Annotated in this window: 18 protein-coding genes; 7 read left to right on the forward strand and 11 right to left on the reverse strand. The window is 72.7% G+C overall.

The window, feature by feature from the left end; all coding sequences use genetic code 11:
* The first annotated feature begins 103 nt into the window (after positions 1 to 103).
* Together BJ964_RS14220 and purE are read left to right on the forward strand one after the other, a co-directional pair.
* Positions 104 to 1,246 (forward strand): 5-(carboxyamino)imidazole ribonucleotide synthase, encoded by a 1,143-nt coding sequence (locus tag BJ964_RS14220; RefSeq protein WP_188121110.1) that lies wholly within the window; start codon positions 104 to 106, stop codon positions 1,244 to 1,246.
* On the forward strand, positions 1,247 to 1,744 hold the full coding sequence (purE, locus tag BJ964_RS14225; protein ID WP_188121111.1) for a 5-(carboxyamino)imidazole ribonucleotide mutase: 498 nt from the start codon (positions 1,247 to 1,249) through the stop codon (positions 1,742 to 1,744).
* Here the strand turns inward: purE and BJ964_RS14230 are convergent.
* From BJ964_RS14230 to BJ964_RS14255, 6 genes are read right to left on the reverse strand one after another with little or no spacing between them, the layout of a single operon-like run.
* A complete protein-coding gene (locus BJ964_RS14230; RefSeq protein WP_188121112.1) occupies positions 1,741 to 2,343 on the reverse strand; it encodes a hypothetical protein in 603 nt (200 codons plus the stop codon). The genes purE and BJ964_RS14230 overlap by 4 nt on opposite strands.
* Positions 2,340 to 3,581, reverse strand: a complete 1,242-nt coding sequence (locus tag BJ964_RS14235) for a hypothetical protein (protein WP_188121113.1) — start codon at positions 3,579 to 3,581, stop codon at positions 2,340 to 2,342. Before BJ964_RS14235 ends, BJ964_RS14230 begins: the two co-directional genes overlap by 4 nt.
* Positions 3,578 to 4,321: an ABC transporter ATP-binding protein gene (locus tag BJ964_RS14240; RefSeq protein WP_188121114.1), complete on the reverse strand. Its 744-nt coding sequence runs from the start codon at positions 4,319 to 4,321 to the stop codon at positions 3,578 to 3,580. Before BJ964_RS14240 ends, BJ964_RS14235 begins: the two co-directional genes overlap by 4 nt.
* Positions 4,318 to 5,070 carry a zf-HC2 domain-containing protein gene (locus BJ964_RS14245; protein WP_188121115.1) on the reverse strand — a complete coding sequence of 251 codons (753 nt, stop codon included), beginning with the start codon at positions 5,068 to 5,070 and terminating at the stop codon, positions 4,318 to 4,320. The genes BJ964_RS14240 and BJ964_RS14245 overlap by 4 nt, the downstream gene beginning before the upstream one ends.
* The gene (locus BJ964_RS14250; RefSeq protein ID WP_188121116.1) at positions 5,067 to 5,594 is read right to left on the reverse strand and encodes an RNA polymerase sigma factor; all 528 of its coding nucleotides are present in this window, start codon (positions 5,592 to 5,594) and stop codon (positions 5,067 to 5,069) included. Before BJ964_RS14250 ends, BJ964_RS14245 begins: the two co-directional genes overlap by 4 nt.
* A gap of 33 nt (positions 5,595 to 5,627) precedes the next feature.
* Positions 5,628 to 10,736, reverse strand: coding sequence for an SCO7613 C-terminal domain-containing membrane protein (locus BJ964_RS14255; RefSeq protein WP_188121117.1), 5,109 nt, complete (start codon positions 10,734 to 10,736; stop codon positions 5,628 to 5,630).
* Between the two features lie 229 nt (positions 10,737 to 10,965).
* Between BJ964_RS14255 and BJ964_RS14260 the strand changes: the two genes are divergently transcribed.
* Positions 10,966 to 12,120, forward strand: a complete 1,155-nt coding sequence (locus BJ964_RS14260) for an acyl-CoA dehydrogenase family protein (protein WP_188121118.1) — start codon at positions 10,966 to 10,968, stop codon at positions 12,118 to 12,120.
* Positions 12,121 to 12,218: 98 nt separating this feature from the next.
* Here BJ964_RS14260 and BJ964_RS14265 read toward each other — a convergent pair whose 3' ends face one another.
* The 3 genes from BJ964_RS14265 to BJ964_RS14275 form a co-directional block, all read right to left on the reverse strand.
* Entirely contained in the window at positions 12,219 to 13,259 is a 1,041-nt protein-coding gene (locus tag BJ964_RS14265; protein ID WP_188121119.1) for a glycosyltransferase, read from the reverse strand.
* Positions 13,256 to 14,395, reverse strand: coding sequence for a glycosyltransferase (locus BJ964_RS14270; protein ID WP_188121120.1), 1,140 nt, complete (start codon positions 14,393 to 14,395; stop codon positions 13,256 to 13,258). Before BJ964_RS14270 ends, BJ964_RS14265 begins: the two co-directional genes overlap by 4 nt.
* A gap of 477 nt (positions 14,396 to 14,872) precedes the next feature.
* Complete coding sequence (locus BJ964_RS14275) at positions 14,873 to 15,061, reverse strand: cold-shock protein (protein WP_275407629.1); 189 nt, start codon at positions 15,059 to 15,061, stop codon at positions 14,873 to 14,875.
* Between the two features lie 294 nt (positions 15,062 to 15,355).
* Between BJ964_RS14275 and BJ964_RS14280 the strand changes: the two genes are divergently transcribed.
* Positions 15,356 to 17,002, forward strand: coding sequence for a Na+/H+ antiporter (locus BJ964_RS14280; protein ID WP_188121122.1), 1,647 nt, complete (start codon positions 15,356 to 15,358; stop codon positions 17,000 to 17,002).
* Between the two features lie 52 nt (positions 17,003 to 17,054).
* On the opposite strand, the gene BJ964_RS14285 is transcribed toward BJ964_RS14280, so the two are convergent.
* The gene (locus BJ964_RS14285) at positions 17,055 to 19,106 is read right to left on the reverse strand and encodes an ATP-binding protein (RefSeq protein WP_188121123.1); all 2,052 of its coding nucleotides are present in this window, start codon (positions 19,104 to 19,106) and stop codon (positions 17,055 to 17,057) included.
* Positions 19,103 to 19,477 carry a response regulator transcription factor gene (locus BJ964_RS14290; RefSeq protein WP_188121124.1) on the reverse strand — a complete coding sequence of 125 codons (375 nt, stop codon included), beginning with the start codon at positions 19,475 to 19,477 and terminating at the stop codon, positions 19,103 to 19,105. Before BJ964_RS14290 ends, BJ964_RS14285 begins: the two co-directional genes overlap by 4 nt.
* Here BJ964_RS14290 and BJ964_RS14295 point away from each other — a divergent pair.
* The 3 genes from BJ964_RS14295 to BJ964_RS14305 all read left to right on the forward strand — a co-directional run bounded on the left by BJ964_RS14295 (position 19,476) and on the right by BJ964_RS14305 (position 21,475).
* Positions 19,476 to 20,117, forward strand: coding sequence for a hypothetical protein (locus BJ964_RS14295; RefSeq protein WP_188121125.1), 642 nt, complete (start codon positions 19,476 to 19,478; stop codon positions 20,115 to 20,117). The genes BJ964_RS14290 and BJ964_RS14295 overlap by 2 nt on opposite strands.
* A gap of 94 nt (positions 20,118 to 20,211) precedes the next feature.
* Complete coding sequence (locus BJ964_RS14300) at positions 20,212 to 21,189, forward strand: helix-turn-helix domain-containing protein (protein WP_188121126.1); 978 nt, start codon at positions 20,212 to 20,214, stop codon at positions 21,187 to 21,189.
* Between the two features lie 145 nt (positions 21,190 to 21,334).
* Entirely contained in the window at positions 21,335 to 21,475 is a 141-nt protein-coding gene (locus BJ964_RS14305; RefSeq protein WP_188121127.1) for a hypothetical protein, read from the forward strand.
* The last annotated feature ends 5 nt before the right edge of the window (positions 21,476 to 21,480 follow it).

Consider the following 21,480-nt stretch of genomic DNA (forward strand, 5'->3'; position numbering starts at 1 on the left):
GGAGGGCGTCGACGGTGGTGGTGCGGTCGGGGGCGCGGTAGCCGTACCAGAGAATGGGGTTGATTTTGGGGTTGATCTGCGGCGTCGCTAGGCTGGCTGAGCGATGGATACCCGAACCGGACTGCCTGTAGTCGGCATGGTGGGAGGCGGGCAGCTGGCCCGGATGACCCACCAGGCCGCCATTTCCCTCGGCCAGTCACTGCGTGTGCTCAGTGAGAAGCCCGATGACAGCGCCGCGCTCGTCGCGGCCGACGTGCCGATCGGCACGCACACCGATCTCGCCGCGCTGCGCGAGTTCGCCAAGGGGTGCGACGCCGTCACCTTCGACCACGAGCATGTGCCGACCGAGCACATCGAGGCGCTCGAGTCCGAGGGTGTGAAGATCTTCCCGGGCTCGAAGGCACTGGTCTTCGCCCAGGACAAGGGGCTCATGCGGGAGCGTCTCGCCGAGCTGGGCGCGCCGGTGCCGCGCTGGGCGCGGATCGACACGGCCTCCGACGTGGAGACCTTCGCGGGCGGGTCCTGGCCGGTGGTGGCCAAGGCGACCCGAGGGGGGTACGACGGACGCGGCGTCTGGATGGTCGGCTCCCCGGAGGCGGCCGCCGACCTGGTGTCCACCGGCATCCCGCTGATCGTCGAGGAGAAGGTGGCTCTCCAGCGGGAGCTCGCCGCCCTCGTGGCGCGGTCGCCGTTCGGGCAGGTGGCGGCGTACCCGGTGGTCGAGACCGTGCAGAGGGACGGAATCTGCGTCGAGGTGATCGCGCCCGCGCCCGGCCTGTCCGACGAGCGCGCGCTGGAGGCCCAGCAGCTCGCCATCGACCTGGCCAACGAGCTGGGTGTGGTCGGCCTGCTGGCCGTCGAGCTGTTCGAGACCGACGCCGGCATCGTGGTCAACGAGCTGGCCATGCGCCCGCACAACTCCGGCCACTGGACCATCGAGGGCGCCCGGACCTCGCAGTTCGAGCAGCACCTGCGGGCCGTGCTGGACTATCCGATGGGCTCCACGGCGCTGGCCGCCCCGGTCGTCGTGATGGCGAACGTGCTGGGTGGCGAGCCCGGCGGCATCTCCATCGACGAGCGGCTGCACCACCTGTTCGCGACCGATCCGGGCGCGCGGGTGCACCTCTACGGCAAGCAGGTCCGGCCCGGCCGGAAGATCGGCCACGTGACCGTGCTCGGCGACGATCTGACCGAGGTGCGGGCGCGGGCCGCGCGCGCCGCCAAGTGGCTCCAGGAAGGCGTGTAGATGGCCCCGCGTGTCGGCATCATCATGGGCAGCGACTCGGACTGGCCCACCATGGAGGCGGCCGCCGTCGCGCTCGCCGAGTTCGACGTGCCGTTCGAGGTCGGCGTGGTCTCCGCGCACCGGACCGTGCGCAAGATGGTGGACTACGCCGAGTCCGCGGCCGGCCGCGGCATCCAGGCGATCATCGCCGGGGCCGGCGGGGCCGCCCACCTGCCGGGCATGGTGGCCTCGCTCACCCCGCTGCCGGTGATCGGCGTCCCGGTGCCGCTCAAGCATCTGGACGGGATGGACTCCCTGCTGTCGATCGTGCAGATGCCGGCCGGTGTGCCGGTGGCGACCGTGTCGATCGGTGGGGCGCGCAACGCCGGCCTGCTCGCGGTCCGGATCCTCGGGGCGTCCGATCCGGTGCTGCGGCAGCGGATGGCGGAGTTCCAGAAGGGCCTGGAGGAGATGGTCGCCGAGAAGGACGCGGCGCTGCGCGAAAAGCTGATGGGCTAGTTCCGCGCTCCCCAGCGGACGTAGAGGACGGCGCCGGCCGCGCAGGCGGCCAGCGCCGGCGCCCACGACCACCCGGCCGTCGACGGCTGCAACGGCCACCCCCACAGGTTCTCCCAGCCGCCGTCGCGGGCCGGGGACGCGCCGTAGACGGTGACGACATAGGCGAACGCGGGCAACCACGCCAGGCGGGCGCCGATCAGCACCGCCGCCCCGGCGACCAGGCCGGTGCAGCCGAGGGCGTTGCGGACCAGGGCGTACGAGCCGTAGACCGCCGGGTCGTGCAGGCCCGTCGCCGCCAGCAGCAGCGCCACCAGCACGGTCGCGGCACCCACATGGACGGCCCGGACCAGCCGCCAGCGGACCGGCGCGACACGCTCCAGCGACTCGTCGGCGCCGGCCAGGGTGCGGGCCAGCAGCAGTGCGGCCAGCAGCGGCGCGAGCGCCACGATCGGCACCCGGGCGGCCGGGCCGTCGAAGAACGGCCGGGTGGCCAGCCACTGCGCGGCCACCCAGGCGAACACGGTGACCAGGACCAGCCCGGCGCCGAACCGGGGGCCACCACGGGCCCGCAGGTGCAGCCGTAACGCGCGGGCGGTCATGACAACGCCAGCCGGCCCAGCGCGGCACGGTCACAGGCGCGGCTCGCGGCGAACACCCGCCCGATCCACTCCCGTTGCCGCTGCTCGGGCAGGGCGGTCAGCTCGGGCGGCGGGTCGCCCTCCATCCAGAGGAAGGCCGCCAGTTCGGTCCGCCATGGAGCGTCCTCGGCCGGGTCCCCGGTCGAGTCCGGCGGCGGCGGGCATCCGTTGTCGCCCAGGCTGCTCCGGAACGTCGTCTCCAGCCAATCCCGGCGAGCCACCCCGCCGGTGAGGGTGGCCTGATCGAGGAGGGAGAACCAGGCGGTGCCGGGGCGGTACTCGCCCGTTCGGCGGGCGTTCTCCTCGACGGCCTCGACCGGTGCCCCCGGAATGCCGGCCAGCCGCTCCAGGCCGGGCCGCAGCACCGCGTCGACCTCGGGCAGCAGGAACTCGTTGATCCGGGTGACGCACACCCGCGGGGCCCGCTCGGTGCACACCAGCGCGAGGGCGCCGGGATCCTCGGCCGGCTCACCCGGCGGAAGGGCCACGAGCAGCGTCCCGGCGAGCGCCGCCGGGACGACGGCCACCCACCAGCGGCGGGTCGCCAGCAGCAGGAACGTCACGGCGAGCAACCCGAGCCAGGCCGCCTGCCAGACATGGAAGGACGCCGGCCAGAACACGTACGACCGGAACTCGTCGGTCGCCGGGGACAGGACCGCCCACCGGCTGTCCGGGAAGTAGGCGGGCACCGCGAGCCCGACATAGGTCGCCAGCCCGGCGACCGGCGCGGTCACCCGCCCCGGGAACCGCCGGCCGATCAGGACGCCGAGAGCCGACGCGGCCGCCAGCCCGGCCGGAACCACCGGCAGCGGCCCCCACCAGCCCGGACCGGCGTAGGTGGCGAGCCGCGCGGTCATGGCCGCGGCCACCAGCAGCGGCAACGAGAGGCCGGCCAGACCGCCCAGCGTCACCGCCGCCCAGCCGGTGAGCATCGGATGCCACGCCGGGCGCGGGACGGTCCCGAGCAGCTCCACCGTCCGGGCCCGGCGGTCCCGGCCGGCCTGCCACGCGCCGGCGGCCAGGAACAGCGGGCACAACACCACGAGGCACACCCGCAGGTAGACGGCCAGGCCGCCCCACTGGCCGAGCCACTGTGCCGGGTTCGCCACCAGCACCCAGGTCAAGGCGACGGCCGTGGCCAGTGCCGCCAGCGGCGCGGAGCCGTGGCGCAGCTCGATCCGCAGAATTCGCCGGATCATCCGCGGGCCGCCCGCAGGACGGCCGTGTAGCCGCGCTCGATGGCGGAGTCACCGGCATCGCCGTCGCCGCCGGCCGCGGCCAGCTGCTCCGGCGTGCCGGTGAAGACCAGCCTGCCCCCGTCGACCAGGCTGACCCGTTCGCACGCCACCGCGACGTCCTCCACCAGATGCGTGCTGACCAGCACGCACGCGTCCACCCCCAGCTCCCGCAGCAGGGCCCGGAAATCCACCCGCTGCTCCGGGTCCAGCCCCGCGGTCGGCTCGTCGAGCAGCAGCAGCCGCGGGTCGTTGACGATCGCCTGGGCGATCCCGGCCCGGCGCTGCATGCCGCCGGAGAGCGTCTTCATCCGGTCGTCGGCCCGGTCCAGCAGCCCGACCCGCTCCAGCGCCCGGTCCACCGCCACCGGGATCCGGGCGGCCGGCATCTCCTTGAGCCAGGCGAAGTACTCGACGAACTCGCGCACCGTGAACCGCGGATAGAAGCCGAACGTCTGCGGCAGGTAGCCGAGCTGCCGGCGGACCTCCCGCAGCGCCTTCTCGTCGGCGATCGCGCTGCCCAGCAGCCGCACCCCGCCGGCGTCCGGGCGGGCCACCGTGGCCAGCACCCGCATCAGCGTGGTCTTACCGGCGCCGTTCGGTCCCAGCAGCCCGTGCACACCGGTGTCCAGCGCCAGATCCAGCCCGTTCAACACGACCCGGCGGCCGTACCGGACCGTCAGCTCCTCGACGGCGACCGTCACCGGTGCGCCTCCCTTCGGTAGACGATGATCAGGGCCGCGGCGGCGGTGACCGCCAGCCAGGCCGGGGCGGTTCCCCCGGTGACCAGCTGGGCGCCGCCCTCCGGGCTCCACAGGGTGCCGGTCACCAGCAGGGTCCAGCCGCCGCCGACGACCGCCGCGGCCACCGCCGGGCCGGTCCGCGCGGCCAGAGCCAGGGTCAGCGCGGTCAGGGCACAGCACGGCAGCAGCCAGACGGCCGGCTCACCCAGGCCGGAGACCAGACCGCCGGCCGCGGCGACCGGCAGGGAAGCGGCGAGCACCGACAGCGTGCGCCACAGGACGATGCGCAGCCCGCCGTACGCCGTGGACGCGACCAGCTCGTCCAGCGGATCGGTGTGCCGCCCGTACGACACGGCCGTGCCCAGCACCGGCAGGACCGGGCCGATCAGGAGCAGCAGCCAGTGCGGAACCCGGTCGCCCACCGTGAGGGTGAGCAGGACCGTCACGGCCACCGCCGAGAACCAGGCGACCCGCGCCTGCGGCCCGGCCCCGATGAGCAGCCGGATCCGGCGTGCCCGGGTGGCCCGGCGGACCCGGCCCTGCGGCGGCAGGTCCATCGGCGCCGGTGGGACGGCCGGCGTGGCCGGCGTCCGGAACCGGCAGGCCGCGCAGTCGTCCAGGTGCGCCTCCACCGACCAGGCGGCCGGTTCGGCCAGCCGGTTCTCGGCCCAGGCCAGCAGCTCGGCGTCGGCGATGTGGAAATCGGTCAAGAGAGTGCCTCCCGCAACTGTCGCCGGGCCCGCATGGCGCGGGTCTTCACCGTTCCCTCGGGTACGCCGAGCAGGACGGCCGCCTCCCGGACGCTCAGCCCGTCCAGGACCGTCGCCTGCAACACCGCACGCAGTTCGGGGGAGAGCCGTCGCAGGGCGTCGATCACCGCGGTGTCCCAGACCCGGGTGAGCGCCTCGTCCTCGGCCGACGGGTGGCGGCCGTGCTCCTCGTCGCCGAGCGCCGCGACCGTCTGCGGCCGGACCGCGGCCCGCCGCTGGGCGTCGATCAGGCGGCTGAGCGCGATCGACCAGAGCCAGCCGGCCGCCTGGGCGCCGCCCCGATAGCCGGCCGCCACCCGCCACACCGCCAGGAACGTCTCCTGGAGCAGCTCGGCGGCCAGCTCCGGATCGGGGCAGCGGCGGCGCAGGCGGGCCGCCAGCCAGGGCGCGTGCGCGCGATAGAACGCCTGGAACGCGGCCCGGTCACCGGCCGCGATCCGGCGTAGCGCCGCGTCGTCTTCCATGCAGAGTAAGGACGCAGCGTTTCAAGATCCGGTTCACCGCATCTTTGAAAGGACCTCGCGGAACTCCTGCGTGCGCCGCCGGTTCTCGCTCGACGCGCCCAGGAACAGCAGCACCACGCCGACCGGCACCAGCATCAGCCACGGACCGCCGACGGTGGACGCGAACGCCAGCGCCGCGATCACCGTGGCCGCGGTGCCGACCACGACCGGCGCCTGCTGGCGGGTCCGCGACCCGACGATCAGCGTGAGCACCGCCCCGAGCAGCAGCAGCACCGCCCGCAGGTCGCCGCCGTCGCCGGTCAGCACGATCCCGATGGTCGGCACGAACGCCGCGAGCAGGGCCGGCCCGTACGCCGCCCAGCTGCTCAGATCCGGCCGGTGATGGGCCTCGACCACACCGACGGCGAGGGCCAGCGCCGCGAACGGCAGTGTGTACGCCTCCGGCAGCCCCACCGACGCCAGCGAGATGAACAGCCACCAGCCGGCGATCTCGAACCCGACCGCCACCCAGAACAACGTGCGCCGCTGGCTCGCGGTGCGGTCCGGCCGGGACGCCGCCAGGCCCAGCACCGCGCCCCAGGCCGCGAGCAGCGCCGCCAGATGGGTGGGGGAGTCGAACGCCAGCGCCCCGGCGATCGCCGCCGACGTGTAGCCGCTCCACTCGATCGTGACCGCCTCGGCCCGGTACTGCGGCAGCCCCAGCCGGGGCAGCGCCGCCTCCAGGGTGAGCAGCACCGCGCCGACGGCCAGTACGCCGAACGCCGCCCACTGCCGCTCCAGCCCGGCCGCGATCGACACGCCGAGGACGAACATCTGGCCCATCAGGGCGGCGAACAGCCAGCCCAGCAGCCGGGCCATCTGGGTGCGCCCGTTGATCGCCGCGACCAGCCCGACACCGACCGCGCTGCCCAGCGTGAACAGGGTCAGCGGCACCTCGGCCAGGCTCCCGGCCAGCCCGGCGCCACCGGCCAGCAGACCGATCACGAACACCGCTGTCCGGGTGGTCCGCAGCACCGGCGCCCGGGTCGCGAGCGGCGGCGGGGTGAGCGCCAGCCCCAGCATCGAGATGGTGAACACCACGAGGGCCGCCCCGGTGGCCGCCGGATAGCCGGCGTGCAGGGCGATCGGGGTGATCAGCAGGGTCAGCGCGAGCCCCGGCAGGATCACCGGCACCGCCTCGGCCGCCTTGCCGCCGAACCCGATCGCGGCCAGCGCGGCCGCGCCGGTGAGCAGCACGGCGGCCAGGGCGCTGGTGGCGTCCACGTTGCCGGCGGCCGGGTCGGCGAGCGCCGGGACCGGGCCCTGCCAGATCGCGCCGAGCTGCTCCAGCGGGTCGACGAGGGCCGCCCGCAGGGCCGGGGCCAGCGAGAACAGTGCCAGCACGGTGGGCAGCAGGGCGAGCATGACGGCGCCGGTGGCCGGGTCGGCGAGCCAGCGCTCACCCCAGCCGGGCCGGCGGATCCGCGAATACCGGCCGACCGCCGGGTTGTTGAACGGGGCCACTCGCGGCACCGGGTCGGTCGGCGCCGGCGGAACCGAACCGCGCAGCATCTCGGCCAGCACCCCGACCAGGGCGGCGGCCGCGGCGTACAGGGCCGTCGGGTAGTCGGTGGGGATGCAGGCGATCGCGGTGACCGAGGCGCCCAGGACCACGCCGATCGTCGCCCAGGGAAGGTACTGCGGCAGGAACCGGCCGGCCGCGGCCAGCACCGCGAGACCCAGCGTGGAACCGGCCAGCGCGGCGGTCAGCACCACCTGGAGGTCGTGACCCTGATCGGCGGCCACGGCGGCCAGGAAACCGGGCAGCGCCAGCAGCGCCGCGGCGGTCGCCGCCCCGCCGATCTGCGCCCGGTGCCGGGGCAGCACCCGCACCGGAGGACGGTTCGGATCGGCGCTCTCCAACTCGGCGGTGTCCTCGAACGCCGACGCGGGCAGCCGCGCCGGGATCCGGGCCATCGCCGCCACCAACGCGCCGAGCAGCACCACCACGAGCAGCGCCAGTGCGGTCGACCAGGGGCGGGCCAGACCCACCGCGACCGTGTGCAGCATCGCCACGGCGGCGACCGCGGCCCGGGCGCGGGCGGCGTGCGGGTCGAGCGCGGCGACGGCGGCCAGCGCGTAGCCGACCGCCACCGCGGTGCCGATGATCAGCGGGGACCACCAGGGGAAGCCGAGCGCGTACGGGGTACCGATGGCGGCGAGCGCGGCGGCGAGCCCGGACGCGTACGACGACCACGGCCGGGGCATCGCGATGGCGGCCGTGATCGCGATCATCACCAGCGCGAACGGGGCCTGCCAGGCGCCCGCCGGAGCGGTCGCCGGATAGGCGTCCAACTGGGCCTCCCACAGCCCGCCCGGCAGCGAGAGCACCTTGAGCCCGCCGGCCAGCGCCTGCCAGCCGGCGATCGCCCCGACCACCAGCGCGGCGATCCCCAGGCCGCGGGCCGGGCCGGGCCGCCAGTCGTCCGGCAGGACCGTCACGCCCATGCCGACCAGCAGCACCACCACACCGGCGACGGCCAGCGGCGCGGCCGGGAAGCCGAGCGCGGCCACCCGGGCGAGGGCGCCGCAGATCGCCACGGTGGCGGCCGCCGCGGCGATGTCCGGGCCGTCCAGCATCCGGTCGGTACGCCCGCGGTTGTCGATCGACTTGGCGAAGAACAGCAGCCCGGCCGCGCCGAGCAGCAGCGCGCCGACCCAGACGTCGGGGGCCGTGGCGCCCGGGGCGAACAGCGCCGCCAGCGCCAGCGTCACCGCGCCGAGCCCGGTGCCGATGGTCAGCGGCAGGCTGATCTCGCGGCGGGCCACCTGGAAGACGGCCGCGTAGCTGAGCGTGCCGGCCACCGCGAGGAACCCGGCGGCCAGCGCCGGGACGGTCGAGCCGGCGTTCGGCGGCGGACCGCCACCCGGATCGGCGACGGCCAGCGCGGCGGTCACCGCGGCGCCCGGAACGGCCAGCGCCGCGGCGCCCGACGCCCAGTCGCCGACCACCCAGGCGAACAGCCGGACCGGGATCTGCCGGGCCGCGATGGTGACCATCACCCCGGCGCCGGCCAGCGCGGTCAGCACGGCCGCGGTCAGCCAGGAGGCGCTCAGCGCCGCACACGCCCCGAACAGCCCGACCACCCCGGCCGCGATGACGTGCGCGTACGCGATCCGGGAGGTGCTCGCCCACAGGCCGGCGGCACCCAGGCCGATCGCCGCCAGCACCAGCGGCCAGGGCGCCTCCGACCAGGGCAGGCCCAGCGAGGCCGGTACGGAGAGGGCGGTCAGCGCGATCCCGGCGACCGCGCCCTCGTGGCGGATGCTCGACGGCAGGGCCAGGGCGGCGGCGATCGTCATCAGCAGCGCGCTGAACGCCAGCAGCCAGCCGGACGGGCCGACCGCTTCGGCGAGCTTCTGGGCGTACGCCGCGGTGTCGGCATCCCAGACCGGCCGGGCCGCGGCGACCGGGGCGATCGCCGCCCGGATCGCGTCCACCCCGACGATCAGGCCGATCAGGGCGAGGGCGGCGGTCGACGCGTACTGCGGGCCGCGGCGCACCGGTTCGGGCAGCATGCCGATCACGGCGCCGGTGATGGCGACGGTCGCGGCGGCGGCCACCACGTTCCACGGCGGGGAGGCCACCCCGGCGATCCGGGCGATCGCGCCGATCACCGCGAGGGTCAGGACACCGCCCGCCACGTTCAGCGCCAGCGGGTGCCGCAGCAGCCGGGCCGCGGCCACCGCAGTGCCGGCCGCGGCCACCAGGATCAGCCCGGACCGCAGCGCGTCACCGACCACCCGGGCCTGGAGCAGCGCCACCGAGGAGTAGAGCAGCGCGGCCGCGGACGCGAGGCAGAGCAGGGCGAAGGTCAGCTCGCGCAGCCAGTCCGCCGACGGCGGGACGGCCGGCGGGGCCAGCGGCGCCGAACCGGCCGGCGGCGCGCCCTGCGGCCGCGGACCGGGGAAGATGCGGCTCGACCAGCGGCGGGGACGGTTCAGCCCACCGAAGATGAGATCGGGTTCCTCCGGCTGGGACTCCGGGCGCGGCGGGGCGTCCGCCGCGTACGCCGACGGGTCCGCCGGATCGGGCTCGTCCTCGCGCCGGGCGTGTCGCTCGGCGTCGGCGTCCGCCTCCGCGAGCGACACGCGGTCGGCGGGCGCCGGCCGGCCCAGCGGCCAGCGTGGCACCAGCCGCCCGGTGCGGATCACCCGGGTGAGAAGAAGCAGGTCGAGCACGGCCACGGTGGTCAGCGCGAGGCCCCAGCCGGCCGGGCTCTGGATCAACGGGTACGCGAGAAGCGGCGCCACCGGTTGAGTGGCGATGACCGTCGCGTACCGGGGAGCGGTCAGCCGGGTGACCCCGGCGTAGAGGAACCCGGCCACCGCGGTGACCGCGAAGGTGATCCCGAGGTACAGCGCGGTCGGCACGTCGCCGCCGGTCAGTGGGGTGTCGTGCAGCGCGTACAGCGTCATCGGCAGCAGGATCAGGCCGATCGCCGCGATCGTCTCGCCGGTCGAGGTCAGCCCCCGCTTGGCCACGCCGGGCGCCGCGGACAGGGCGATCCCGGTGGCCAGGGCCAGGATCAGCGCCCGGGCGAACGGGTTGGAGACCGCCACCCCGGCGAACACCACGGCCGCCACCCCGAGCAGCAGGGCGCCGAGGACCAGCAGGATGTTCTGCACCGACTGGGTGGAGGCCTCCGGTGGATGCTCCATGGTGGCCAGCGGTGGTCGCCTCGAACCCGGCGGCGGGGCCACCCGCTCGGTCGGGGGCGGGTCGTCGACCAGCACGGTCACCCCGTCGGAGGCGACCCCGGGCGGGCCGGTGTGCGCGGTGCCCGGCTCGGCCCGGTCCGGCGGCGGAGGCTGCCGCCGGCGGGGGCGGGGCGGCGGCTCCTCGGCGGTCTGCGGGGCGCCGGGCGGCGGGGGCGGCGGGAAGTCCTCCGGCGGGCGGCGCCGGGTGGAGCGGCGGCTCTTGGCGCCCTTCTGCTTCTGGGCGTGCGACAGGATGTCCCGCTGGAACTGGGCGGCCTGGATCTTGCTGGCGATCTTGGTGCGTTCGGCCGCGGCCTGCATGTCCCGGATCTTCAGATCCGCTATCGACGCGTCGATACGAGCCAGTTCGTCTACGTAGTCGGGCTCGTCTGCCTGCGCCACAGGACCCCCTCGCACCACCCGGCCGCTCTCTGTAGTTAGAGCATGCCGTTCCGACACCTCATTAGAACAGTCTCAAGCGGGTGGAGATCTGCGGAAACGGCCCCGAACCCGGCGGTTTCCCAGCATGCCCCCGAACGGGCGGCGATATTCGGCACAGGAGGCGGTGTTGCCAGGGCCACGCTACGCGCCGGTAACATGGCCCGGGACCGGCTTAGGGAAGGTTAAGGACATGGCTGACTTCGACGTCTACCGACTTCCGGAGGACCACGAGACGATCCGCGCCGCGGTGCGCGAGATCTGTGACGCGCGGGTCGCCCCGCACGCCGCCGAGGCCGACGAGACCGGCGAGTTCCCCAAGGCGTCGTACGACGCTCTCCGCTCCTCCGACTTCCACGCGCCGCACATCCCGGTGGAGTACGGCGGCGCCGGCGCCGACGCCCTCGCCACGGCCATCGTGATCGAGGAGGTGGCCCGTGCCTGCGCCTCGTCGTCGCTGATCCCCGCGGTCAACAAGCTCGGCACCATGCCGCTGCTGATCGCCGGGTCCGAGGAGCTCAAGCACAAGTACCTCTCGAAGGTCGCCTCGGGCGAGGCGATGTTCTCGTACTGCCTCTCCGAGCCGGAGGCCGGCTCCGACGCCGCCTCGATGACCACCCGCGCGGTCCGCGACGGCGACCACTGGGTGCTCAACGGCGTGAAGCGGTGGATCACCAACGCCGGCGTCTCCGAGTACTACACGGTCTTCGCGGTCACCGACCCGTCCGCCCGGTCCCGCGGCATCTCCGCCTTCGTGGTCGAGAAATCCGACGAGGGCGTCAGCTTCGGCGCGCCGGAGAAGAAGCTCGGCATCAAGGGCTCGCCCACCCGCGAGGTCTACTTCGACAACGTGCGCATCCCGGCCGACCGGATGATCGGCGACGAGGGCACCGGCTTCGCCACCGCCATGAAGACCCTCGACCACACCCGGGTCACCATCGCGGCGCAGGCCATCGGCATCGCGCAGGGCGCGCTCGACTTCGCTCTGGGGTACGCCAAGGAGCGCAAGCAGTTCGGCAAGTCGATCGCCGACTTCCAGGGCCTCCAGTTCATGCTCGCCGACATGGGCATGAAGCTCGAGGCGGCCCGCCAGCTCACCTACGCCGCGGCCGGCAAGAGCGAGCGCGGCGACGCCGACCTGACCTACTTCGGCGCGGCCGCGAAGTGCTTCGCCTCGGACGCCGCCATGGAGATCACCACCGACGCGGTCCAGATCCTCGGCGGGTACGGCTACACCCGCGACTACCCGGTCGAGCGCATGATGCGCGACGCCAAGATCACCCAGATCTACGAGGGCACCAACCAGGTGCAGCGGATCGTGATGGCCCGGCAGCTCCTGAAGGGCTGAAAACGGCTTTTCGTCGCTCAGAAGCAAAGTGGCCGGGCGCTTGCGCCCGGCCACTTTCGGTATTCCCCGCGGCGCTGTCCTGTGACGACGGCCGTGCCTCACCGGGTAGCCCGGTGCTGGAGAGTGGAGATGAGAGCAAGAGTCGACTCGGCGCCCTGGTTCAGGTTGGGTCCGTGCGGGGTCAGCCCGTCATAGCCACCGCCGGTCGCCGGGTCCCACATGACCTGCCCGGCGTCGTTGTCACCGAGGAACCAGACGATGGACTGGCGTACCGCTGCGTACCAGATCTGACCACCCGTGATGCCGGCGGCGGTGGCGCAGGCATCGGCCAGCGCCGCCACCTCGATCGGTTGCTGGTCGTGCCGCAGCCTAGGGGTGTCGCGTTGCCACCCTGCCGACGGCAGGACCGACAGGTGGCCGTCGCTGGTCTGGATGTCCAGCAGCCATTTCAGCATCCGCAGGCCGGCGGTCAGGGCCGGTGGGTCGTCGAGAAGGTCGCCGGCGACGATGACGGCTTCGGCGAGTGCGGCATTGGCGTAGGTGAGCTGTTGCTGTGGCCAGGGCCAGCGTGGATCGGGATCCGGAGGCCCGATCGTCGTTACGGCGTCGGCGAGAAGGGCGGCGGCTGGTTCGTTGCCGGGGTCGGCGCGCAGCAGTTCGGCGGCGCCCAGCGCGGCGAATGCCATTGCCCGCGGCGCGACGGCCCGGCGGGAGGCTCCCCGGGTGAAAGCGAGCAGGGCTTCCTGGCGGATCCACGGAACCGGGCTGCGGGCAGCGGCGGTCCCGAGGCCCCAGAGGGCGCGCCCCCACCAGTCCCCGAGGCCGGGCTGGTCGATCCAGGTCCGGTTGAACCCGAGCCGGTTGTGGAAGGCACCCTGGGCGTTCTGTGCGTGGGCGAGGAAGGCCAGATAGCGCTCTGCGAGCCGCAACACCGCGGCGGAGGGGTCGGGCTCACGGCTGGCGACTACGAGGCCCCGGGCGACGTCGTCGGTGCAGTAGCCGTGCTCGCGGCGGACGGTGGCGTGCCGGGCATGTTCGAACAGGCCGGTGTCGTCGGTGAGCCGTGCCAGGTGTGCGAAGGAGGGAGCGGGAACGGTGCGGCCGGTTGTCGGCGCCGCCACGGTAGCCCTGACGGTCACGCGCTGGCCACGGTGACGGGGCGGGCATCGGCGGCGACGAGTGTCGCGGCGAGTTCGTGGTATCGCCGGGCGACCGCGGGCCACCGCAGCGCCGGTTCGGCGTGACCGTTGCGTTCCCGCAGGGTGGCGGCCAGGTCGGGCTTGGTGAGGATTCTCCTGATGGCAGTCGCGAGAGCTGCCGGGTTCTTGTGGGGCACGAGCAGGCCGGGTCCGTCGGTGAGCAGTTCCACCGCGTGCGGGAACGCGGTGGCGACGACCGGGATCCGTGCCGCCACGGCCTCGACGAGGACGCCCGAGGTGACCTGCTCGGTGGAGTCGTACGGCAGCACGACGACGTCGGCGGAGCGAATGAGCTCCCCGAGTGCCGCCTCGTCGAGATAGGCCGACTCGTAGCGCACGTTCTGCGCGATGCCGAGGGCGGCGCCGAGCCGGTGCAGACCCGCCCGGTACGCCTCGCCGTGAAGTTCGGCGACCTTGGGATGTGTCCGGCCGGCCACGGTGTAGACGGGCGCGGACTTGAGGTTCTGCAGCAGAGCCAGGCCGCGCAGCGCCCATTCGATGCCCTTGCCCGGTCCCAGCAGGCCCCAGGTGAGCAGGTGCGGCTGCGGGTGTCGGCGGCTCGGCGGGCCGGTGTAGTCGGAGGCGCCGTGCGGAATCACGGAGATCTTCGTGGCGTCCACGGCGTAGCCGAGCAGCAGCCGGTCGTGCGCGGCCCTGGTGATGGTCACGACCGCGTCGGCGGCAGCGACGATCTGCTCGAGCAGTGACTTCTGGCTCGGGGTGGGATGCGTCAGCACGGTGTGCAGGACGACGAGGCTCGGCACGGTGAGCCGCCGAAGCACGGACAGGACGTCTCCGCCGTCGCGGCCGGGGTAGATGCCGTACTCGTGCTGGACGACAGCGACGTCGAAGTTGTTCAACGCCTCGGCACTGTCGCGCCAGCCGGCCGGTGTCGTGGCCATCCAGGTGTGCACCACCCCGGACATGGCGGTGGGGTCGTCGCCATGCCCCGCGACCCGTACGACGCCGCCGGGAAAGCCGGCCTTGCCGAGGTGGGTGGCGAGCGCGGAGTTGAAGGTCGCCAGGCCGCAGCGGGTAGGCGGGTGAGTGCTGAGAAATCCGAATCTGATGGCCATGTGCCGTACCTTCCAGTCGCTCGATCGTCGGCTCAGGTCGCCCGCACCGGCGCGGTGCGCATGTGATCAGGCACTTGTGCGGTGGCAGCGGTGCGCGAACGGCGCCGGCTCAGGTGCCGGGATCGGCGTCCTCTCTACTCTGACGCGAACGGATGGCGAAGCCGATGCATCGCCTGCTCGCCGCGGTCCGAATCGCGAAGCGTGGGCGCCGGATCCGCCGCGGCGGCTGGGGCGAACGGTGTCAGGCGCCCGAGGGTCGGGGCTGGGGCGGTGCGCCGGAAACGCGAAAGGTCGGAAAGCGGGCGGGAGACGGGCACACGTGGCGCTTTTATTATCGTCATCATGAGGCCTTTCCTGAGTGGCACGCACATGAGCGCGGGAGCCGCGAAATATGAGGGAACAGTTTCGAATGATCGCAGTAGAGAAATACCGAAGGCGGCTCGCTGAACCAGTCGAGCCGCCTTCGGTGTCAGTGGATCAGAGAGCGCGAATGTTCTCGGCCTGCGGGCCCTTCTGGCCCTGCGTGATCTCGAACTCCACTCGCTGATTCTCGTCGAGGCTACGGAAGCCGCTCGCCGAGATCGCCGAGAAGTGGGCGAACATGTCGGGGCCGCCGCCGTCCTGGCTGATGAACCCGAAGCCCTTGTCGCCGTTGAACCATTTCACGGTACCGTAGCCATGTCTTTTCCTTAGCAAGCTGCCGGAGTCCGTACTGTGCGGATTCTTGCGCCGCCGCGTTGATCATCCGCATCACTTCGATGCGGAAAACGAGAAAGCGCCTGAAGGGGTTCAGATAACCCATCAGGCGCCGAAAACGTCTACGGAGATCAAAACTGCAACACGGCAACACTAACACAGAAATTCGACCGCTGACCCGGAATCTTGCCGCCGATTTCCGGCCCGGCGTTACCCGGCACCGATTTCTGCGGCCGACGTATGGTGGTCCGTAAGGATGAGGCGATGGATGTCGAGCCGGTTCTGATCTTTATCCTCGCCCTTGTCGCGGTAGTCGCGGTGGTGCGCTGGGTGGCCGGACAGACCGGGCTGCCCGCCGCCGCGCTGCTGCCGATCATCGGCATCGGATACGCCGTCCTGCCGGGGCCCAACGTCCCGCTCGATCCGGACATCGTCCTGGCGTTCGTGCTGCCGCCGCTGCTGTACAGCGCCGCCCTGGACTCGTCCATGATCGCGATCCGCCGCAATCTGCGTACCGTGGTCAGTCTGTCGGTGGTCCTGGTCCTGCTCACCGCACTGCTGATCGGCCTGGGTTTCGCGTGGTTCGTCACCGGCGCGACCCTGGCCGCCGGCATCGCGGTCGGTGCGGCGGTCGCGCCACCCGACCCGGTCGCCGCGCTCGCCGTCGGTCGCAAGGTGGGGCTTCCACCCCGGATCATCACCCTGATCCAGGGTGAGGGACTGCTCAACGATGCCACAGCGCTCACCGTCCTGAGCGTCGCGGTCGCCGCGGCCACCGGAGACCGGTTCTCGGCGCCGGCCGCCCTCGGTCAGTTCCTGCTCGCCGCCGTAGGCGGAGTGGCCGTGGGCGCACTGGTCGCTTTCGCCGTCCGCCTGTTGTCCCGGCCGCTCAGCGGCGATCCGATGCTGGCGAACGCCGTGTCGCTGGCCACACCGTTCGGCGCCTACCTCCTCGGTGAGGTGATACACGTCTCCGGTGTGCTGGCCGTGGTCGTGGCCGGGCTGATCGTGGGGCACCACACGCCGCGGTCCGCTTCGGGAGCGGGCCGTCTGCAGACCAGTGCGGTCTGGCGGTTGGTCGACTTCCTGCTCGAGGGCTTCGTGTTCCTGCTGATCGGTCAGCAGCTGCCCGAGGTCATCCGAGGGCTGGCGGGATACGACGCCGCCACCGTCGTCGTCGCGGTCGCGATCACCGTGGGCGTCACCCTGCTGCTACGACCGCTGTGGCTGGTGCTCACCTTGCTGTTACCCGGAGTGCTGCACACCCGTTGGAGCCGGGGCGGAACGGGCGAGGGGGCGTCCGTGAGATGGACCGGCCGAGAGGTCGTGATCCTCGGTTGGGCCGGTACGCGGGGCGTGATCAGTCTCGCGGCGATCTTCACCCTGCCGCTGGTCACCGAGACCGGGGCCCGGTTCCCCGCTCGCGACCTGCTCCTGTTCTGCACCGTCGTGGTCGTGCTCGTCACCCTGGTCGGGCAGGGTCTGACGTTCGCGCCGATGGTCCGGGCGCTGGGGATACGCGCGGACGACAACGATCAGGCCCTTCTCCGTAACGAGGCGCGGGCGGCATCCGTCGCGGCCGCCGTCACCGCGCTCAACGAGCTCGAGGACCAGGGACACGACGACATCAGCGGCCAGGTGATCGAGGCGATGCGCGAGCAGTTGCGGGCCCGGCTGAGCCGTTACCGGGACCGGCTCTCCCAGTTGCGCGACAACGACTCGGCGGGTCCGCCGATCTCGCCGGAGTACGAGGCCGCCCTGCACGTGCGCCGGGTGGCCATCGATGCTCAGCGGGAGGAGTGCCTGCGCTGGCGCGATGCCGGACGGCTGTCCGACGAGGGTCTGCGCGTGCTGGAACGCGAACTGGATCACGAGGAGCGGCTGCTGCCGGACCGGCCGGCCCGCCGGTGAACTCGGCACACGCCTTTACGCATTCAGGTAGGCCAGCATCAGCCACCCGGTGTCAAGCGGAAGAGTATTCATGCATGTCCGTCCGGTGTGCCGATGTCGCGTCGTCGTCCGCGGGCCCGGCGATCGGGAGCACGATCGTGGCCGTGGTGCCGGCGCCCTCCTCGGAGTCGATGGTCACTGTTCCGCCGTGTTGTTCGACGACCGTCGACACGATGGTCAGGCCCAGACCGGTGCCGGGGATCGCCTGCCGGATGGCGTTGGTGGCCCGGAAGAACCGGGTGAACAGATGCGGCATGTCCGGGGCCGGGATGCCGATGCCGGTGTCCCGGACGACAAGTACGGCGTTCGGCCCGCTGATCCGGGCGGCCACGGTCACCGTCCCGCCGGGCCTGGTGAACTTCACCGCGTTCGCCAGCAGCTGGAGAAGCATGCGATCCAGGTGCTCCCGATCCCCCCGTATCGTCATCGACCCGTCGACGTCGCAGGTCACGGTGAGTTCGGCCTTGTGCGCCGCGGGCTTGATCTCCGTGCACGCCGTGCGGACCAGGGCGCCGAGGTCGAGGAGGTGGTGGGACAGCGAGAGCCGCCCCGCCTCGATGCGGGACACCATCAGCAGGTCCTCGATGAGCCGCCGGAGCCGGACGACGTTCTGGTCGATCACGCCGAGCATCCGTTCCTGCGCGGCGTTCAGCGGCCCGGCCTCCCGGTCGATCAGGACCTCCAGGTAGCCGGCGACACTTGTCAACGGGGTCCGCAGCTCGTGCGAGACGGTCCACAGGAGTTCCGTCTTGGTGGCGTCGACCTCCCGTGTCCGGGCCACGAGCTCGTGTGCCTGCTCGAAGAGCTTCGCGTGGGTCAGGATCCGCGCCAGGTCGGCCGCGAACACGCCGGCCAGATGCACCTCGTACGGCCGCCAGGTCCCCCGTCCCGGCTCCCGCACGACGGTGAGCTGTCCGGTCGCCGTCCCACCCTCACCGAACGTCACCTCGATCACCCGCCGGGCCGCGGCCGCGTGCAGCGCCGCGGTCATCGGCCCGGGCGGCGCCTGCTGGACGTCGCGGACGACGGCCTTGCCCGGCTGTGACGCGTCCCAGTCCACGGGGGTGCCGGCCAGCGGGGTGGGGTCGCCGGTGGCCTCCGCCGCGCTCCAGATCTCCGGTTCGAATTCCCCGTCGGGATCCGGGGCCAGGCGGATCACCACGTGGTCGGCACCGAGCAGGTCACCCAGGACCTGCGCTGCCGCCGCCACCGCCTCGCCGCGCGAAAGGTGGTGCCGTACCGCCGCACTGTGCTCCTGGAACGCGTCGAACGTGCGGCGTTCCCGGTCTCCTTCACCGGCGGCCGTGTTGACCGCCGCCGCGACCGCCTCGATCTCGGTCGGAGCCCCGGCGAGGGTCACTCGGACCTCACGCTCGCCGCGACCGAGCCGGGCGACGGCTTCGAGCACCTGAGCGAGCGGGCTCGTGATACGCCGGGTGGCCGCGTTCCCGATCCGGAGCGCGAACCCTCCGGCCAGCGCCGTCGTGACCGCCAGCATGGCCAGCGCGACCGCGTTCAGGACGTTGTTGATGCGGTTGATCTCGCTGATCTGCTGTACCAGGCGCAGGTCCAGCGCCCGGTAGGCGGACTCCACCCGGGCGAACTGTTCTCGCTCGCGTGCGATCTCCGCGCTGGAGGGCTGAGCCCTCGGCATGCTGTCGATCTGCTGGTCGGCCAGGGCCCACCAGCGGGCCGCCTCCGTTGCCAGCGTCTCGACCAGAGTGCGTGTCGAGTCGATCGTGACAGCACGTAGCGCGGCCTCCGCGGCCGGATAGTCCTGCCGGGCCGTCAGGTACGAGGCCCGGTCCGTCTCCTGGCCGGTGAGCAGGTAGCCGTCGAGGCCCTGTTGCCCGTCGAAGAGCAGCGTGCGCACGACGCCGCTGGTGCTCCGGGTGCGGAGCAGGTCGTTCAACGGTGTGCTGATCGCAAGGAACGGGGGGACCGTGGCCACCAGCCCGGCCACGCCCATCAGGAACACCAGTGCCACCACCCAGCCGAAGGCGCGGCGCAACAGCTGTCCGATGCTGGTCGACCCGGCCTCCGGCGGCGGTGGCCGCGGGTTCACGCCCGTGTCCTGCTCAACAGGGTCTGCACGCGGGACACCAGCTCGCGTGGGCTGAACGGCTTGGTGACGTAGTCGTCGGCGCCGACCGCGAAGCCGCGTTCGACATCCTGTTCCTGCACCCGGGCGGTCAGCAACAGCACCAGGGTGTCCGCGATCGCGGGATCCGCGCGGACCATCCGGCACACGTCGATGCCGGACAGGCCGGGCATGGCGATGTCGAGGATCGCGACCGGGGGGCGTCGCTCGCGGATCGCCGCCAGAGCCGCCTCGCCGTCCTCGACGGCGATCGTCTCCAGGCCGAGCCCTTCGAGCTTGAAGGTGACCAGATCACGGATGTCCGCGTCGTCGTCCGCCACCAGAACCAGTGCCATGCCGCACCTCGCGCCGGGATCGATTTTTACCATCATGGCTGGTCATAGCCATTATGGCAGGCTTGTCGGTAATCGAAGGCTGGACGGCCAGGCATCCACGCTGTTCGTCCGCATGTTCTCCGCCGCGGTGGGCGGAAAGCTGACCCGTGCGCCCACGCCGGGACACGCCAGTGGCACCTGGACCACCGATGTCAGCGAATGGCTGGCCGGCTGGGTCATCGGGCTGGAATGGGAACCGTGGCCGTTTTCGGCCTGGCCGGAACCGGCCTGGCCGATCGTCTTCCGTTGTCCGAAGTGGGCCTCGATGATGTACGGCAAGAGTGAGGAAGAGGTTGAGCCCATGCGACTTGCCCGGATCTCCCTCGTGCCGCGTCCCGGTGCGCCGGCCGCCGTCGACGCGGTGGTGCTGGTGGACGCCACCTGGGCGGCCGCGCGGGCCGGGGACGAGGTTGAGCACGTGGTGGCCCGGGCGGTTCCGGGCGGCTTCGAGGTCGGGGTGTTCCTCCAGGCGGCCGACGGCCCGGCCGGGCGCGCCACCGCGGACGCGCTGATGCGGCGGGTGCTCGGCAATTCGCCGATGCTGCGGCAGTGGCGGATCGTGGCCGGCTCCGACATCCCGTTCGACAGTCTGCGACATTGATCCGGTTCCCCGGTCCACCCCTACCCGCCGAGCCGGAGCCCTGGGCCTTCTTCCAGGTCATGGACATACGTGCGGCGTTGCCTAGATTCGAATCATGCTTGATGTGCTGGGCCTGGGTAGCGAAGCCGAGTCGGTCTACCGCCTTCTGCTGGCCCACCCGCGATGGGGGGTCCGTGACCTCGTCGAGCATCTGGCCGCCGACGAGGACACCGTCCGCGGGGCACTCGACCAGCTCTTCGATCTGGCGCTGCTGTGCCCCTCCGCGGAACGCGAGGGCGAGCTGCGGGCGGTCAGCCCCACCGTCGGCCTCCAGTCGCTGCTGGCCCGCCAGCAGGCCGACGTCGAGCACCGCCTCCGGCGGATCGCCGCGGGGCAGGCCGCGGTGGCCGCGATCCTCGCCGAGTACAGCGACCGGGCCGCCGCCGAGGAGGCGCCCGAGGCGGAGCGCGTGATCGGGCCGGACGCGATCCAGAGCCGGCTGGAGGAGCTGGCCCAGACGCTGCGGGAGGAACTGCTCAGCATCGTGCCGTCGGTGCCGTCGGTGGCGGCCGCCGAGACGGCCCGGCGGCACAACGCCGAGCTGGTGGCCCGCGGGATCACCATCCGGACGACGTTGCGGGACTCGGCCCGCCGGGATCCGGTCGCCGCCGAGTACGCGAAGTCCCTGACCGACGTCGGCGCCGAGGTGCGTACCGCGCCGCTGCTCCCGCCGCGCATGCTGATCTTCGACCGGGCGATCGCGATCGTCCCCATCGACCCCGGCCACACCGCACAGGGCGTCCTGCAGCTCTCCGGCCTGGGCGTGGTGGCCTCGCTGGTCACCCTGCACGAGCAGGTGTGGCGGACCGCCGTCCCGCTCGGCGCCGTCGCGCGCGACAGCGACGGCATCACGCCGATCCAGCGTGAGCTGCTGCAACTGCTCGCCCAGGGGCACACCGACAGTTCCGCGGCCACCCGTCTCGGCCTGTCCGAGCGCACCTGCCGCCGGGCCATGGCGGAGCTGATGGAGCGGCTCGGCGCGCGTAGCCGCTTCGAGGCCGGCCTGCTGGCCGCCCGCGAGGGCTGGATCTAGGCGGCCGGAACCGGCCAGGCCGGTTCGGGACAGCCCGGAGACCTTCCCGCCCACCCCGGCGCCCGGGATAGTTGTTCATGTCAGGCCGAGAACGGCCAGAAATGACGCGGACATTCAATCCAGGTATTCAGCCGGGGGTATCGCCATGTCTTTTTCGGTCGCTCGCCTTGCGCTTGTCGTCTCCATTCTCGCTCTCGCCGCCACCATTGTCCTGCTGGCGACCGGAGCCGGATATGAGCAGCTCACCACCGCTTCGGCGGCCGACACCGGCCTGATCTGGGGCTGACCGGA

Origin of the sequence: Actinoplanes lobatus (assembly GCF_014205215.1) — a bacterium.
GTDB classification, from domain to species: Bacteria; Actinomycetota; Actinomycetes; order Mycobacteriales; family Micromonosporaceae; genus Actinoplanes; species Actinoplanes lobatus.